The organism is Microcystis sp. LEGE 08355, assembly GCF_015207185.1.
GTDB classification, from domain to species: Bacteria; Cyanobacteriota; Cyanobacteriia; order Cyanobacteriales; family Microcystaceae; genus Microcystis; species Microcystis panniformis.
On the sequence record NZ_JADEXI010000047.1, the window covers coordinates 1 to 15,170 of the forward strand.

Here is a 15,170-nt window from a genome sequence, read left to right on the forward strand (position 1 = left end):
TCAGATTTTTAGGGCTAATTGTGCATCTGCTGATCCAACAAATTAGCCTGTAATTCAGAGCCGGCAATCGTTTTGACGATTTAGATAAAATTTTCAATGTGACACTTTAGGGTGCGGAATGTGGGTTATAATTAATGAGGAATGTTGGGAATTTAAGGAACTGAGTAGATAAGTTTAGTTCGGGATTTGCTAGGCCATAGTGATTGGCGAAACAAGATATTCTGGAGCCTTGTGCAGGTCAAAGCCAGAATTGGCCATCGAATCTTAAACCTAACTCCTCAGAATTTGAGAAGTCTGTCAACATTCGATTACCTAGCGATTTTTAACGAAGGAGCTATGAAGCAATGGCAACTATCAACCCCCTCGACCTTAACACAGCAGTGGGTCTCTATGTGATTTACTTTGGTCGCTCGGCCTCCTATTCAGACCTCAATAATGCGGTTGCCTCCGGCAAAGCGGGGGTGACTAATGTTGATTTAGCAACTCAGTTTGGACAATCCCAGGAAGCCAAAACAAAATACCCCTTCTTGCAAAGTCCTCTTCGAGGAAATGTAGATGAGTTTATCAATCAAATTTATCAAAATATGTTCGACCGAGCGGCTGATGCCGAGGGTTTAGTCTTCTGGCGTCAGAAACTCTTGGCTGCGGGGGGGTCGTCGAGGCAGGTGGCTTTGTTTGTTCTTGAGGTTGCCCAGGGAGCTCAACCCGGGTCTGTGGACTTCACCACGCTTCAAAAGAAGGCTGATGTTGCTCTAAGTCAGGCTGTTCCCAGCGGCGATCCGCTAACTGGGACTAACACCAACTCGACGAAAAATCGGGTAAATCCGGTGAACCAGGATTACGATCCGCTAACTCGGACTAACACCAACTCGACAACAACAAGTGGGTCACGAGGTTCTTGGTCTTCATTGCTGGGTTCTTCCTGGGTCAACGACACTATGGAATCAAGGAGAAATCAGGTAAACCAGAATTACAATTCTAGTGTCGATTACTATGCTGATGCGCTCAAGCGGGGAGTAGGGACATCCCGACCAGGGACAGATCTTAGTGGTTTGCCCAGGGGTCCGTTGGTAATGGATCCTATGATTGAGGCAGCACAGGGCCCATTGGGTTAGGGAAAAATAAAAGGTGTATTTATTGTTCCACTGGCAACTCCACTAGCCTGTTCTTTGAAAGGCGCTCCTAATAACCCCAGGTTTGCTAACGCTATCGGTGGTGTTTTTTGTCTTGGAATAGTCCATCCGTAGCATATAAGTATTTCTTATGTCGGTATATGTATATATGGTAAGCACTTGAGGAATAAGACACTACCTGTGAAAAATGAGCGAACCAAGGATTAATAGGTCAAGAAATGAACCGCTTTGGCTAGTCCCTGTAAAGTGGCTGTCGGGCAGTTTTCTGGTGTCCATTTCCGTATCTCTGGAACAGTTCTATCCATTAAATACTGCATTGTCGGGAAAAGAGGGGCCTTGAGAACCTCCTGAGCAAATTCAACAAGCTGTTCAGCACAGGTTTCGGGACTGTGGTGTTCTGCGAGACGGTTTCGACCAGCTATCCCAACAGACTTATAAGGGTCAGGATTATCAAGATAACCCTGGAGATGATAATGAATATCCTCCAGCTCATGGTCGAGGCGGATAGGAATTACCGTATCTGGAGATAAACCCTCATACCAGCCAACTGGGGTGACAAAGCTAGGCAAACTATGACTCCAAATGCGCAGTTGGCTCGCAGAGGCCTCACCCATTGTAGGGTAACGAAGGTTAAAAGCTAAATCAGCTTGATCTAGAGCTTGTTCTAGTTCTTCTTCTGGTACAAAGCCTCTGATTTGAACTAGCTCTGTGAGCTCTAGGTCTTGAATACGCTGTTGAATATAGTCGGCATCCCAGACTTGTCCGTAAATATCCAGACAGAATTCTGAGCGCCGAGGAAAACTAGCCAAGGCTTCCAAAATCACCTCTAACCTTCGGTTAGTTCCTAGGTAGCCAAAGACGATTAAACGATGTATTGTCTCGGAAATACGAGAGGTTGAAGAATGGGAATGACCTGTGGGGACAGCGTAGGGCAGAGGAATATAGCTAGTCGGTAAATAATTAATTCCCAGTAATTGCTGGTAGGCATAGCGGCTATGGCAAACGACTCCACGGGCATTGGCTAAGGCTAAAGGAGTTAGCGGAAATTTTTCTACGACAAATTTTTCAGAAATCTGGCCTTCCTCAAAAAGACGACCAATGACTTGAGCATCAGCCCCATAATAGTACAACATCTTATTTAAATAGTCTTCCCGCTGCTGATTACTACGATAAATACCAGTAAATAAACCTTGTAGCTTCAGATCATGTAAGATTACGAGTCCAGGGCAGCGTTGGCTAACCAGCCAAATGTCTTGATGAAACTCGTGGTTGTTGCCGATATTATAGACTATTAAATCCGTCTGACATAGTTTTGCCCAATCTAACTGCTCGGAATCATAAAAATTAACCTTAGCTATCTGACTGATTGTCGGGTCAAAATCCTTGTCAGTTGTCCACAGTTCCAGATCACAGCGAGAAAGTAAGGCTGGTAGCAGACGCATTGTATAGTGGGCAATATCTGTTTTGGCTGGGAGCAAGGGGGAAAACCAACTTAACTTGAGCATTTGGGTAATAAGCGTAATAAATAGCGTAAAAACCTATGAGTATTAAAAGTTTATTTTAGTAACTTTTCTAACACGTTTGACCAGGTAATATCGAGACTTTGATAATAATCTAGAGCAGCCTTTCCTAGAGTTTTCGCCCATGAGCGATTTTCCCATAATTCGTCTAGCGCTTTCGCTAAAGACGTTGGATTTGGCTCAGTAACCAAACCAGTTTGACGATCATGAATAAATTCTAAGGGGCCTCCGGAATCCCAACAAGTAATTACCGGTTTCGCCGCCAACATTCCCTCCAGAGTGACGTAGCCGTAATCTTCATCAAAGGGAGGATAAATAACTGCGAGGGACTTAGCATAATAATCCAGTTTTTGTTCCACAGAAATGCAACCAGCTAAAGTTACTCGATCCTCTAAACCAAAATCTTGAATCATTTGCTCAACAGCCTTACGAAAGTTTCCATGGGATTGACCCGCGAAGATTACCTTGACAGGATAAGTTGTTTGAGCTAAAGCTTCTAAAACGAGGGTCTGACGTTTAATCTCGTTGAAGCGGCTGGGAAAGAAAAAATACCCTTCTTCTGGCTCGCAATAGAAACAGTCAGATTTTTGGGGTGGGTGATATAAGGGAAGAGAATCTATACCATTAAACTGCTTGAGACGGTTAGCAACATTACGGGAATTACTGAAAATTGCCTGAGATTCAGCAAAGGCATGATTATCCGCTCGCTCAATACTTGACTTGATTTGCTGCCCGTTGGGGAGACGATATAAATCTCCAAATTGCGGATGATTCCACATTTCGTAGGCTTGACGATGTTGGTGCAAAATCCAGAGAACTTTACGGGGATGAGGAACTAGATAAGCAGGGAACTTCAACGCAATTACTCGGTCAATAACCCATCCTGCGAATTGGGATAGATCCAGAAGACGGCAAACCAACATACTGTCAAGGATTCGTTCCTGAGGATAGACCTGAAAAGGAATTGCCACAATTTCTGCCTCATGACCTGCTTTTTGCAGTTGTCTGAGGAGTTCTTCCGCATGAATTTCTGCCCCACCATGAATAAAAGGAGTCTGGGTCGTTACAATTAAAATACGCATTAGTGATTAGTACCTTAAAAATAGCTGTCACAGGTTTCGAGAAGTTTGAGTAAGCCTTTAGCTGTCGGGAAATCAAAGATGCGGTTTTTAGCCGCTTCCCGTTGGTTTTAGACCGATAATAGCATAATCCTGGGGGCCATAGAAATACTCGTTGAGACGTTTGACTAAATCAGAATCACCAGGGAAGGGGGGATCCGGTGCAGGATGGAGATTCAGCACCTTTACCTGAGTAAACCCCGCATATTCGACTAGAAACTGACTAGTTGCCGATGGGAGCGGATTTAAGTGCGTGGGATCAAAATAAAATTTCCAACTTCCGACAATTAGATTGCTAGGATTGGGCGATTCAAAAATTACCATCCCGCCTGGCCGCAACACCCGATGGATCTGATCAATAAACTGTACTAATACGGGAAAAGGCAAATGCTCAATAATATGAAAGCCCGAAACTCCCCCAACGCTCTCTGCTGGTAGGCTTTGAAGATAAGCGATCGCATCTCCCCGTTCAGCGAGAAGTTGACGTTGTTGACAATAGTCAATTACCAGGGCATTACTATCTATGCCCTTGGCTTGATAGCCATTGACCTTCAACAATTCTAACCATTCTCCCCGGCCACAGCCCATATCTAAAACCAGATCCTCTCCACGACGGATACCGTAAGATTCCAGATAGGGTAGATAAACCGAGAGACGTTGGGCAATGTCTGCCTCAGTTCCCCGAAACTGCTCCTCAAAGGCCACATAGAGTGCGTCTAGGGATTGCCCTTCTTCAAGGACAAAGGTCTGAAGTTCTTGAGGCGTGAAAGGTTCAGGCAAACGCTTTCTAGCCTCTTCCAGGAAGAGAGTTAAAAGGCGTTTTTGTTGCACTAAATCACTCCGCAAATAGTTCTCTTGACGGAGATAACGCTGGTCAATTTCAGTTACCCGTTGGGATACCGTCTCAATTTTGTCCTGAGTATCACTTCTAAAGTTCCAAATTTTCTGATCTAACTCCTGGCTATTCTGATACAGAGAGTCATGTATCTGTGAGATTTGGTTTTGGATAGCTTGCAATTGAGCAGTCTGCTGGTGGCTTTGAAGTTGGAGTTCTTGCAATTGAGCAGTCTGCTGGTGGCTTTGAAGTTGGAGTTCTTGTAATTGAGCAGTCTGCTGGTGGCTTTGAAGTTGGAGTTTTCGGTCAAGGCCGAGCAAGTCCTCACGGGTTTGCTCCCGCAACAATTCAACCTGACCCAAGAGTTGTTCATTAAGAGCCAGGGAGTTTCTGAAAGCTGCAAACAGATTACTATTAACTTCTCGCTGGTCTCGAAAGAGCAGGTTGAAAATCTTGAGGATTAATACCTGAAATGGTCGAAATAAAATATAGGGAAAACGTCCTGCATTGCCTGGCAATTGACTCCTTACCTGAGAACGAGATTCGGCTAATGCTATACAATCGAGAGTACGCTCTCGTTGTTCTTTTAAGGCTTCAGTTTCTGTTTGACATGAGGTGAGCAACCTCAAAGAAGATGGGGGAGTATCTCCTGGGGTTTCTCTAAAATCTTTTTGCTCCTGAACCAGCGGTGAAGGCTGTTGCGTCTGCACCAAAGACGATCGCCACATTTCTCGGCGAAGTTGGCTGATAATAAACTCAACCGAAAATTTGTTCTCTGTTGTTTCTCGCATTGCTCTAAAAATATAGTGCCTTTATTTCGATTGGACTAAATAATCCGACTAATCTATCTGTCTGGGAGCCTAAGACATCTTATCATAGGGGTAGAACCAAAAGATCAATATAATCCCCCGTTGCGCGATGGCTATGGTAATAATTCTCTCAGTCTATCAGAAAGCGAATGAAACTGACCGTCAACAAAATGTCCGATCCCTCGGTCAAGCTGTTCGTAATTTAAATTGCGTTAACTGAATCTCCCTTGCAATGATTAATTTTTATCAAGGTGAAGAATTGTAATTTTTTTCTGAGAAAAAAATCAATTATTGAAAATGTTCTCAATAGTAGCTTTTACCATGAAGGTTTTTCCTCAAAACATCTTGGGGAATGTAAAAATATATAAAGGTATATGAAGATACGCGAAATGTCTGTGGGTATCGAACGCATCGTGACCAGTCCGCCGCAGGGATAGTATTGCATCGTGGACTAGAACGAGTAAGTAGCCAGTCTGGCGAAACGAAAGTGCCTGCCAAGTCGGTCTGTCGGGTGTCTATGACCTAGATAAGTGGCGTGGGGCGGGAATGCCTAACTGCGAGGTTGGGAAGCCCGCGCTGTACCCTACGGGTACAGCGTCGGGAGAATGTCACCCGACAAAATTAAAGGCTTCTCCGTTGACAAACTGCTAAACTTCGATATACTGAGTACAGAATTGTAGGATAATCTGGTAAAATGGGTTGTCCATACTAATCTGTAATGTCTCAGCTAACATCAAACTGATGTTATTTGTTTTTTCGTTGAGGAGTTAACGAAACTGCTATGCCAACTGTCAATCCCCTAGATCTCAACACTTCGGTCGGCCTCTATGTCATCTACTTTGGCCGCGCCACCTCGTCTTCAGACCTCAACAATGCCGTTGCCGCTGGTCAGGCGGGGGTAACCAACGTTGATTTAGCGATCCAGTTTGGATCGTCCCAAGAAGCCAAAACAAAATACCCTTTCTTACAAAGCCCTCTCCTTGGCAATGTAGACGAGTTTATTAACCAAATTTATCAGAATATGTTTGCCCGGAACGCCGATGCTGACGGATTGGCTTTCTGGCGCACACAACTCCTAGCCGCCCAAGGTTCACCCCAGGCCGTTGCTTTATTTATTCTGGATGTTGCCCAAGGAGCCAAACCAGATTCTGATGACTTTAAGGCCCTTCAGAATAAAGCGGATGTAGCCCTAGATTTTTCTAAACAGGCCTTAAATAAAGGGGTCAACTTTGATTCTACCCTGGCTCAGTCCTCGGCCAACAACATTGCCACCGTCAATTCTACTCAGGCCACCAGAGATGCCGCCATTGCACAGAATACCGTGATTATTGCTGGCTCTGGCGGTGGCGGTGGTCAAACCTTCGTCTTCACAACCGCACTTGATAACCTAGCAGGTACGCCGGGTAACGATACCTTCAACGGAGACAACAGTGGCGGGCTTGCTCAGCAGACTGTTCAACTCGGCGATGTGGCCAACGGTGGTGAGGGAACGGACACCTTTAATTACTTTGGTCCTACTAATAATGTTCTACCGCAACTCTCCAACATCGAGAATGTTAACTTGATTCAGGGGGCTGGTGGTGCCTTTGATTTCTCAGCGGCAGCCGGTAAAGGTCTCAAGAGTGTAACCGTTGATACCCTCGTACTAGATCCTGTTCCTCCTACGCTCACGACCATTCAAGGAATTGGTGGGGTGGGGTTAACACTCAAAGGTAATTTTAACAACAACAATCTAACTGCTGATTTTGGCAATTCGGCAACGGAAGCCCAGATTGGGACCAACGCAGTGGATAAAGGTGGCACGCTTACTGTGCGAGGGAATAAACTCACTACCCTCAATTTTACCGCCACGGGGTCGAGTAAGTTCGCTGGGCTCGTTACTACTGCCCTCGATGCAGGAGCGGTCAACACAATCAAAGTCTCTGGTGATGGCAAATCTTTGAGTTTTTCCGATAGTGTGGCGGTGGCGAACTCCATCAAAACCATTGATGCGTCAGGCTTAACGGCGGGCGGACTGACCGTAGCATTTGGAACCGGGATTACCTCTTTCAAAGGTGGTAAAGGCGATGACATCGTTCGTTCCAATACCCTTACTACCACAACAGACTCTGCCGTTGATGCCGGAGAAGGCACAAAAGATCGACTGATTGTTAATAACACCGTCAATGTGAACACGACGGCCAGGGCGAATGTTTATGCTAACTTCGAGGTGTTACAGTCTGATGGTCAGCAAGTGGATCTGGACTTGTTTGCCAAATCTGCTTTTGTCGCTCTCCGCGCTGCTGGTGCCTCGGTTTTCAACAACGTAACAGCCACTCAAGCTGGGGACGTGACGATCTTTGGTAATGCCACACCAACCTTTAATTTAAAAACAGCGACCGGAACTTCAGATACGCTCAATATTACCGTGAGCGATGGTCTAGAAGCCGTTAACAATCTTACCATTACGAACCTCACTGCTCCTAATGTTGAGATTCTCAAATTTACCACGACTGATAATACGACCGTAAACACTCTCGTTAATGCCCCGGCTGCCAGTACGATTACGGCAACAGGTGCTGGGACATTTACTTTGACGACTAATAACCGACCATTGGGAACCGGTTTCAGCATTGATGCGTCTGCGGTTACGGCTAACGTCACTATTGATGCGTCAGCAGGGACTGGGAACGGTGCAATTATCAAGGGGGCAAGCTCATCACCTGCGGCTGTCAACACATTATTTGGCTCCGCTCAAAATGACATTATCGCTGCCGGTAGTGGCTCCGACTTGTTGGATGGTAATGCGGGACAAGATACGTTGACCGGTGGGGTGGGAGTTGATCAATTTATCTACGACGGCGGTTTTGCCAGCAATGTTGGCACTGCTAATGTTGACCGCATCACAGACTTTGTTGCTGGTGTGGGTGGAGATCAATTCAAATTTGCAACCGGCGCAAACAACTTCATCAATGGTCGTAACTTTGCCGCTGCTACGACCGTCAACATCAACGATCCTAAGACCATTGCTACAGCCGCTAATATTAATGATGTCTTTGCTGGTATTACTGCGATTGCCGCCTCTACTGATGCCACACTGCAAGCCGTTTTAGTGACCGTTTCTGCTGGTCTTGCCGCTGGAACTTACCTCTATGCGAACGATGGTACTGGTGCGGTGAGCAATGCTGATGACTTCTTAGTCAACGTTTCGGGTATTACTGGAACTCTGAGTGTAACTCCTACCACTGGAAACTTTATCTTTGGCTAAATTCAGTCATAAAGAACCTTAATTGAACGCTCTTAATCTCGAAATAAGGGCGTTTTTTTTTGGTTATTTAGAGCCGGAAGATAGTCAAGAATAAATTAGACTAAATCCGGTTCTTCGTTACTTGGTATGGTTCGATAGGGGGGCATAAATCGACTGAATCCTTATTTGGCAAAAGATTTAATTGATTAGTTCGCTCTAGAGCGAAAACAGTTGACAAAAATCGCAGCAACCCCTGTCTCTATAGGGGTTTCATTCCTTATAACCCCGTCCATTGCATAAGACAAACCGAAGACCCCTAAATCCGGTTATTAAAAACTGATTATTTATTCCCCTTTTTGCATGAGTGCATGAGTAGAAAACGGGTTTCTCCGAGAAACCCGTTTTCTGTGCGTTACTCAACGGATTTAGATCAACAAAGATATCGTTATGCGGCCAATTATTTTATCGAAAAAGTAGGCAAAGAAATTAGTTATTGGAATGATGACCAAATCTCGGATTTAGAGTTACAATCATTAGCAGAAACCATTCATTTTCTAACCAGCTAAAGTCTTTCCCCATCGGGAATTATCATCTTGCCTTGGCAGACTAGAACTGATGCACCACCCACAGAAACTTCCGTAATTTCCCAGTTATTTTTCTGAAACTTTAATTGTATGTTGCTGGGTCTGCCCATTTCCACTCCTTGGATTATCGTCCATTGATTCATCCCTTCCCTAGAAGATTCTAACCCGCCTAGATAGCCCGCTAAAGCGGCCACAGCCGAACCAGTGGCGGGATCTTCCATAACTCCTAAACCGGGGGCAAACATTCGGCCATAGAGACGAGATTGGGGTGATTCTGGGTCAAAACAGCAGACAAAAAGGGAGTTAGCGGGGGATTGCCCCAATAATGATGACCAAAGACCTAAATTAACTCTGATTTTCCCTAAAACATCTCGGTTTCTAACGGGGATGAATAAAAAAGGGAGACCGCAGGAAAAGGCGCGGGGGGGATAACCAGGTAAGAAATCGGCAACGCTTAGGGAAAGAATCGCCGCTAAATCATCGAGAGCATAAGTATCCGTCACTAATTCTGGCAATTGTGCCACTTTTAACTCACTATAGACCGGTTTTTCCCCCTCCATGAGAATTTTCACCGGTACTAAACCGACTCCTTCCTCCAGATAAATCGTGGTTTCTTGGTGGGGGGGAATAGCAGCGATTAGGGCTAAAATATAGGCTGTGCCGACGCTAGGATGACCAGCAAAGGGTAATTCGGTACTGGGGGTGAAAATCCGGACTTTTTTAGTGCCTTGGGACGTTTCTGGCGGAAAAACGAAGACTGTCTCCGAGAAGTTAAATTCGGCGGCGATTTTTTGCATCTGGGTGCGGGTTAATCCAGACGCTTCCGGAAAAACCGCCAGGGGATTACCGCCAAAAATGCGATCGCTAAAAACATCGGCGGTATAGTAGGAATAGGTAGGCACGCGGGGGATAGGGCAACAGTTATCGGAGAATTTTTTGATCTTACACCTATCTTCACCCCTGACCGCCCCCCGGTTGTCTGTCTAGGGATAGATAATCCTTGTCAGTTCTATTAGTCTTTATTAAGCAATAATTAAAATACAGAGTTTTTCATGAAGATAAGGTATGTCTTGAATCGTCTCGGAGTCTCCTATGGGAGAAACCACAAAGACACAAAGGACACAAAGATTGATCGCTCCTATATAAGTTAAACTCATAACACAAAGAATAAGAGAGCCTAACTGCCATAGGCTCTACTACTTATCCGCTTCTAATCTGGCTAATAAACTGACTAACTTATCTCTGACGGAATTGTGAGTGTATTCGTCTTCAGGGTGGGGTTTTTGATGGGGTTTTTGAAAATAGGGACGTTCTCCGTATAATTGTCCCCATTTCACATCGACTCGGTGTACTAATTCATAGAGTAATTCTTGATTGTCTAAAATTTCTTCTAGGATTAACTGTAAAGCTTGAACGGGATTATCTAAATTTTGACTGACTTTGGTTAATTCTTCATCAACGATAAGCTGTAAAATTATCTGCAAAGCTCCCGAAGAATCCCCTAAATTAGCGGCAATAAACTGTTTAATTTCAGTCCTTACCTGCACTAATTTGGGGACAGGAGATTCCCCTTTGAGGAAATCCGCCCCCTCTTGAGCGATAAAATCTGCTAGGGTAAACTCGCGCCTTTCGATGATATCTTGGGAAAAATCCGGTTCTTCAGGGGTCATAAACTTAAAAATATTAGCGATAATAGACTCTAAGACTTATTGTGACATTTTTAGGAATATCTATGGGCATCGATCGCAGAGAGTTTCAGCAGCGTCGTCAGCAGGTAATGGAAAAAATCGGCCATGGAACCGCAATTTTTCGCAGTGCGCCCATGGCGGTCATGCACAATGACGTAGAATACACCTATCGTCAGGATAGTGACTTTTTTTACCTGACAGGATTTAATGAACCCGATGCGGTGGCGATTTTAGCACCCCATCACCCCGAACATCAGTTTATCCTGTTCGTGCAGCCAAAAGACCCAGAAAAAGAAACTTGGACCGGCTATCTCCACGGTGTGGAAGGAGCAAAGGAGATTTTTGGTGCTGATGAGGCCTATTCTATCCAAGAATTGGAGGGAAAATTACCCCAATATCTCGAAAAAGCCGAACGAATTTATTATCATCTCGGACGGGACAAAACTTTTAATACAAACGTTCTTAATCACTGGCAAAAATTAATCGCCACTTTTCCCCGTCGCGGCACCGGACCGACTGCTTTAGAGGATACTAATTTTATTCTCCATCCTTTGCGCTTACTGAAAACCGAGGCCGAATTGGACAATATTCGCCAAGCAACCGCTATTTCGGCCCAGGCACATAATCGCGCCAGAGAATTCACCAAAGTTGGTCACTACGAGTATCAAATTCAAGCGGAAATTGAGCATACTTTTCGCCTAGAAGGGGGTATGGGTCCTGCTTATCCTTCTATTGTTGCTAGTGGTGCTAATGCCTGTATTCTGCACTATATCAACAATAATCGCCAAGTACAAGAAAATGAGCTTTTATTAATTGATGCCGGTTGTGCCTACAATTACTATAACGGTGATATTACCCGCACTTTTCCCGTTAATGGTAAATTTACCCCCGAACAAAAAATTATCTATGAAATTGTTCTAGAAGCTCAATTAAAGGCGATTGAAGTGGTAAAAACTGGTAATCCTTATAATCTTTTTCATGACACAGCTGTGAGAACAATTGTGGAAGGATTAGTAGATTTAGGGCTATTGGTTGGCCCCATTGATGAGATAATTAAAGAGGAAAAATATAAGCCTTTTTATATGCACAGAACTGGTCATTGGTTAGGATTAGATGTCCATGATGCGGGAGGTTATAAAGTTAACGAAGAAACTTGGCAAACTTTGCAGCCTGGTCATGTTTTAACCGTGGAACCGGGGATTTATATCTCCCCCGATATTAAACCTGCTGAAGGACAGCCGGAAGTGCCAGAAAAATGGCGGGGTATCGGTATCCGTATCGAAGATGATGTGTTAGTTACTGCCACAGGAAATGAGGTTTTAACTTCAACAGTTCCCAAAAAAGTTGAGGATATCGAATCTAAGTAAAAAGCTCGGTGTTAAAAATTGTCAGTTTCCCCCTAACCCTAGGGTTGATTCATAGTAGGGTTGATTCATAGTAGGGTTGATTCATAGTAGGGTTGATTCATAGTAGGGTTGATTCATAGTAGGGTTGATTCATAGTAGGGTTGATTCATGAATCAACCCTACCCCCCTTAAGGAGATTCAATTAAGTTTTTTCTAGAGATTATTATGGTTGCTACCAAAGAAAAATTATATACCTTTGCGGAATATTTAAATTATCAGGACTGCACGGATAATAAGTACGAATTATTTAACGGAGAATTAATTTCCATGCCTCCCGCTAGTGGCTTTCATGCTTTGATACTTAGATATATATTTAAGGTGTTAGAAAGGGAAATAGAGAGGCTACAATTAGACTGGCAAGTTATGCCTTCTACGGTGGGAATTCGCACCGATAAAGCTAAATCGAGAATTCCAGACTTAATGATTTTAACTGCTGAACAATGTCAAGAGATTAGAAATATGACCACAGCAGTGATTGAATTTCCTCCCCTGTTAGTTGTAGAAATTGTTAGCCCGGGTAATGCCGATGATGACTACCGTTATAAGCGTTCAGAATACGCAGTGAGAGGCATTCCTGAATACTGGATTATCGATCCTATGGCTCTAAAAATATCGGTTTTAACCCTGATTTCGGGATTTTATGAACTGGCAGAATTTAATCAGGAAGATAGGATAATATCGGTCACTTTTCCCGATTTACAATTAACTCCTCAAATGGTCTTTGCACAGTAGCATTATTAACGATTATGACTATCCCCTTAGAAATCCAACAACGTTGCCAACAACTAAAAACAGAACTACAAAGAGCCAGTTATGCTTATTATGTTCTTGATGATCCTTTTATACCCGATAGCGTTTATGATCAACTTTATCGGGAATTAGAAGACATAGAAAAGCGTTATCCCCAATTAATCACCCCCGATAGTCCCACCCAAAGAGTCGGAGATAAAATCTCTAGTCAATTCGTTTCTGTCCGTCATAATATTCCCCTGTATAGTCTCGAAAATGCCTTTAACCTCGAAGAATTAAATAAATGGGGCAACCGTTGGCAAAGATATGTAAATGAAACCCAAGACACGGAATATGTGTGTGAATTAAAAATCGATGGTTCCGCGTTAGCTTTAACCTACGAAAACGGCTTTTTAGTCCGAGGTGTTACTAGAGGAGATGGAGTCACTGGCGAAGATATTACCCCCAATGTGCGGACAATTCGCTCTATTCCTTTACGCTTAAATATAGACAATCCCCCGGCAATTGTGGAAGTGCGCGGCGAAGCTTTTTTACCCCTCGATACCTTTGATAAAATCAATCAAGAAAGAGAAGAAAAAAGGGAATCTCTCTTTGCTAATCCCCGCAATGCGGCAGCAGGAACCCTACGACAATTAGATCCGAAAATAGTTGATAAAAGACGCTTACAATTTTTTGCCTATACCCTGCATTTAGACGATAACAATATCACTACTCAATGGCAATCCTTAGATAGATTAGAAACCCTGGGATTTCTGGTTAATCCCCACCGTCAACTCTGTCCATCCCTGCAAGAAGTGGCGCAATACTATCAAGATTGGCAAGAAAAACGTCATCAATTAGCCTATATGACCGATGGTGTCGTAGTCAAAATCAACGATTTACAGCGACAAAATCGGTTAGGATTCACTCAAAAATTCCCCCGGTGGGCAATCGCTTTAAAATATCCCGCCGAAGAAGTCCCCACGGTAGTTAAAGATATTATCGTCAACGTGGGACGTACCGGCGCGGTTACACCCATGGCGGTGATGGAACCGGTACAGGTAGCAGGAACCACCGTACAAAGGGCTACTTTACATAATAGCGATCGAGTGACCGAATTAGATATCCGCGTCGGTGACACGGTAATTATCCGCAAAGCGGGAGAAATTATCCCAGAAGTGGTGAGAATCCTGCCAGAATTGCGTCCTCCCCACACCTTACCCTTCCAGATGCCCACTAATTGCCCTGAATGTCAATCTCCCCTAGTCCGTCCGGTGGGGGAAGCGGTGACGCGCTGTGTTAATAGTTCCTGTCCGGCGATTTTGCGGGGAAGTATAGTACATTGGGCCAGTCGCGATGCTCTCGATATTCGGGGATTAGGGGAAAAAGTGGTGATTTTGCTGATTGAACAGGGATTAGTTACCACCATTTCTGACCTCTACAGCCTCGAAAAAACGGAAATTGCCAAATTAGACCGAATGGGCGATAAATCAGCCTTAAATTTGATTACAGCTATGGCTCAGAGCAAAAATCAAAGCTGGTCGAGGGTACTTTATGGGCTAGGGATTCGCTATGTGGGCAGCGTTAACGCCAAAATTCTCGCGGAAAGTTTTCGGACTGTGGAGGAGTTAGCTAACGCCAGCGTGACTGATTTAGCTTCTGTCTATGGTATCGGTGAAGAAATCGCTCAATCGGTCTATGATTGGTTTAAAATCGCCGCTAATCGGGATTTAGTCGCTAAATTACAAGCGGCTCGTTTACAATTTGCCGCAGCAGCAAAAACCACCACCACGAAAGCGACTTTAGCAGGGAAAACCTTTGTGATTACTGGCACTTTACCAACTCTCAAACGGGAGGAAGCGAAAGAATTAATCGAAAAAGCCGGGGGGAAAGTGACGGGTTCTGTGAGCAAAAAAACCGATTATTTAGTGCTAGGAGAAGCGGCGGGTTCTAAGCTAGAAAAAGCCCTAGAATTGGGCATTACTCAGCTAACCGAAGCACAATTACTCGAATTAATCAAGGCTTAAAAGCTTAAGATTGGAGCAAATCTGCCGAAGCATTAAGTAGAGTCTGCGGCAAAAAGTTTTTCGGTGGGGGTAGGGTGTGGCCCCCTGCCCCCCCC

Annotated in this window: 12 protein-coding genes; 6 read left to right on the forward strand and 6 right to left on the reverse strand. The window is 44.3% G+C overall.

From position 1 onward, the window contains the following. Positions 1 to 344: 344 nt before the first annotated feature. Positions 345 to 1,115 (forward strand): DUF4214 domain-containing protein, encoded by a 771-nt coding sequence (locus IQ242_RS04230; RefSeq protein WP_193959135.1) that lies wholly within the window; start codon positions 345 to 347, stop codon positions 1,113 to 1,115. 221 nt (positions 1,116 to 1,336) lie between these two features. Here the strand turns inward: IQ242_RS04230 and IQ242_RS04235 are convergent, their stop codons facing one another. From IQ242_RS04235 to IQ242_RS04245, 3 genes are all read right to left on the reverse strand, one after another. Continuing rightward, entirely contained in the window at positions 1,337 to 2,638 is a 1,302-nt protein-coding gene (locus IQ242_RS04235; RefSeq protein WP_193959136.1) for a glycosyltransferase family 1 protein, read from the reverse strand. Positions 2,639 to 2,688: 50 nt separating this feature from the next. Continuing rightward, entirely contained in the window at positions 2,689 to 3,735 is a 1,047-nt protein-coding gene (locus IQ242_RS04240; RefSeq protein ID WP_193959137.1) for a glycosyltransferase family 4 protein, read from the reverse strand. A gap of 87 nt (positions 3,736 to 3,822) precedes the next feature. Beyond that, entirely contained in the window at positions 3,823 to 5,397 is a 1,575-nt protein-coding gene (locus IQ242_RS04245; RefSeq protein WP_193959138.1) for a class I SAM-dependent methyltransferase, read from the reverse strand. Positions 5,398 to 6,196: 799 nt separating this feature from the next. On the opposite strand from IQ242_RS04245, the gene IQ242_RS04250 reads away from it, so the two are divergent. Then, entirely contained in the window at positions 6,197 to 8,662 is a 2,466-nt protein-coding gene (locus IQ242_RS04250; protein ID WP_193959139.1) for a bluetail domain-containing putative surface protein, read from the forward strand. A 386-nt stretch (positions 8,663 to 9,048) separates the two neighbouring features. Then, positions 9,049 to 9,207 (forward strand): hypothetical protein, encoded by a 159-nt coding sequence (locus IQ242_RS04255; protein WP_228020810.1) that lies wholly within the window; start codon positions 9,049 to 9,051, stop codon positions 9,205 to 9,207. Here IQ242_RS04255 and IQ242_RS04260 read toward each other — a convergent pair. The 3 genes from IQ242_RS04260 to IQ242_RS04265 form a co-directional block, all read right to left on the reverse strand. After that, the gene (locus IQ242_RS04260) at positions 9,204 to 10,127 is read right to left on the reverse strand and encodes a PhzF family phenazine biosynthesis protein (protein ID WP_193959140.1); all 924 of its coding nucleotides are present in this window, start codon (positions 10,125 to 10,127) and stop codon (positions 9,204 to 9,206) included. The genes IQ242_RS04255 and IQ242_RS04260 overlap by 4 nt on opposite strands. Before the next feature lie 120 nt (positions 10,128 to 10,247). Continuing rightward, positions 10,248 to 10,382 carry a hypothetical protein gene (locus IQ242_RS26655; protein ID WP_002751306.1) on the reverse strand — a complete coding sequence of 45 codons (135 nt, stop codon included), beginning with the start codon at positions 10,380 to 10,382 and terminating at the stop codon, positions 10,248 to 10,250. Between the two features lie 39 nt (positions 10,383 to 10,421). Beyond that, the gene (locus tag IQ242_RS04265; RefSeq protein WP_193959141.1) at positions 10,422 to 10,895 is read right to left on the reverse strand and encodes a hypothetical protein; all 474 of its coding nucleotides are present in this window, start codon (positions 10,893 to 10,895) and stop codon (positions 10,422 to 10,424) included. A gap of 62 nt (positions 10,896 to 10,957) precedes the next feature. Here IQ242_RS04265 and IQ242_RS04270 point away from each other — a divergent pair, with 62 nt between their 5' ends. The 3 genes from IQ242_RS04270 to ligA all read left to right on the forward strand — a co-directional run bounded on the left by IQ242_RS04270 (position 10,958) and on the right by ligA (position 15,075). Further along, on the forward strand, positions 10,958 to 12,280 hold the full coding sequence (locus IQ242_RS04270; protein WP_193959142.1) for an aminopeptidase P N-terminal domain-containing protein: 1,323 nt from the start codon (positions 10,958 to 10,960) through the stop codon (positions 12,278 to 12,280). A 204-nt stretch (positions 12,281 to 12,484) separates the two neighbouring features. Further along, on the forward strand, positions 12,485 to 13,051 hold the full coding sequence (locus tag IQ242_RS04275) for a Uma2 family endonuclease (protein ID WP_193959143.1): 567 nt from the start codon (positions 12,485 to 12,487) through the stop codon (positions 13,049 to 13,051). Positions 13,052 to 13,065: 14 nt separating this feature from the next. Next, complete coding sequence (ligA, locus tag IQ242_RS04280) at positions 13,066 to 15,075, forward strand: NAD-dependent DNA ligase LigA (protein WP_193959144.1); 2,010 nt, start codon at positions 13,066 to 13,068, stop codon at positions 15,073 to 15,075. The last annotated feature ends 95 nt before the right edge of the window (positions 15,076 to 15,170 follow it).

What these genes read in the sequence shown, in the direction of transcription:
- IQ242_RS26655 (WP_002751306.1), bottom strand. Translation starts at nt 10,382, where the DNA reads ATGAGTTTAACTTATATAGGAGCGATCAATCTTTGTGTCCTTTGTGTC.
- IQ242_RS04230 (WP_193959135.1), top strand. Translation starts at nt 345, where the DNA reads ATGGCAACTATCAACCCCCTCGACCTTAACACAGCAGTGGGTCTCTAT.
- IQ242_RS04250 (WP_193959139.1), top strand. Translation starts at nt 6,197, where the DNA reads ATGCCAACTGTCAATCCCCTAGATCTCAACACTTCGGTCGGCCTCTAT.
- IQ242_RS04265 (WP_193959141.1), bottom strand. Translation starts at nt 10,895, where the DNA reads ATGACCCCTGAAGAACCGGATTTTTCCCAAGATATCATCGAAAGGCGC.
- IQ242_RS04270 (WP_193959142.1), top strand. Translation starts at nt 10,958, where the DNA reads ATGGGCATCGATCGCAGAGAGTTTCAGCAGCGTCGTCAGCAGGTAATG.
- IQ242_RS04235 (WP_193959136.1), bottom strand. Translation starts at nt 2,638, where the DNA reads ATGCTCAAGTTAAGTTGGTTTTCCCCCTTGCTCCCAGCCAAAACAGAT.
- ligA (WP_193959144.1), top strand. Translation starts at nt 13,066, where the DNA reads ATGACTATCCCCTTAGAAATCCAACAACGTTGCCAACAACTAAAAACA.
- IQ242_RS04240 (WP_193959137.1), bottom strand. Translation starts at nt 3,735, where the DNA reads ATGCGTATTTTAATTGTAACGACCCAGACTCCTTTTATTCATGGTGGG.
- IQ242_RS04275 (WP_193959143.1), top strand. Translation starts at nt 12,485, where the DNA reads ATGGTTGCTACCAAAGAAAAATTATATACCTTTGCGGAATATTTAAAT.
- IQ242_RS04245 (WP_193959138.1), bottom strand. Translation starts at nt 5,397, where the DNA reads ATGCGAGAAACAACAGAGAACAAATTTTCGGTTGAGTTTATTATCAGC.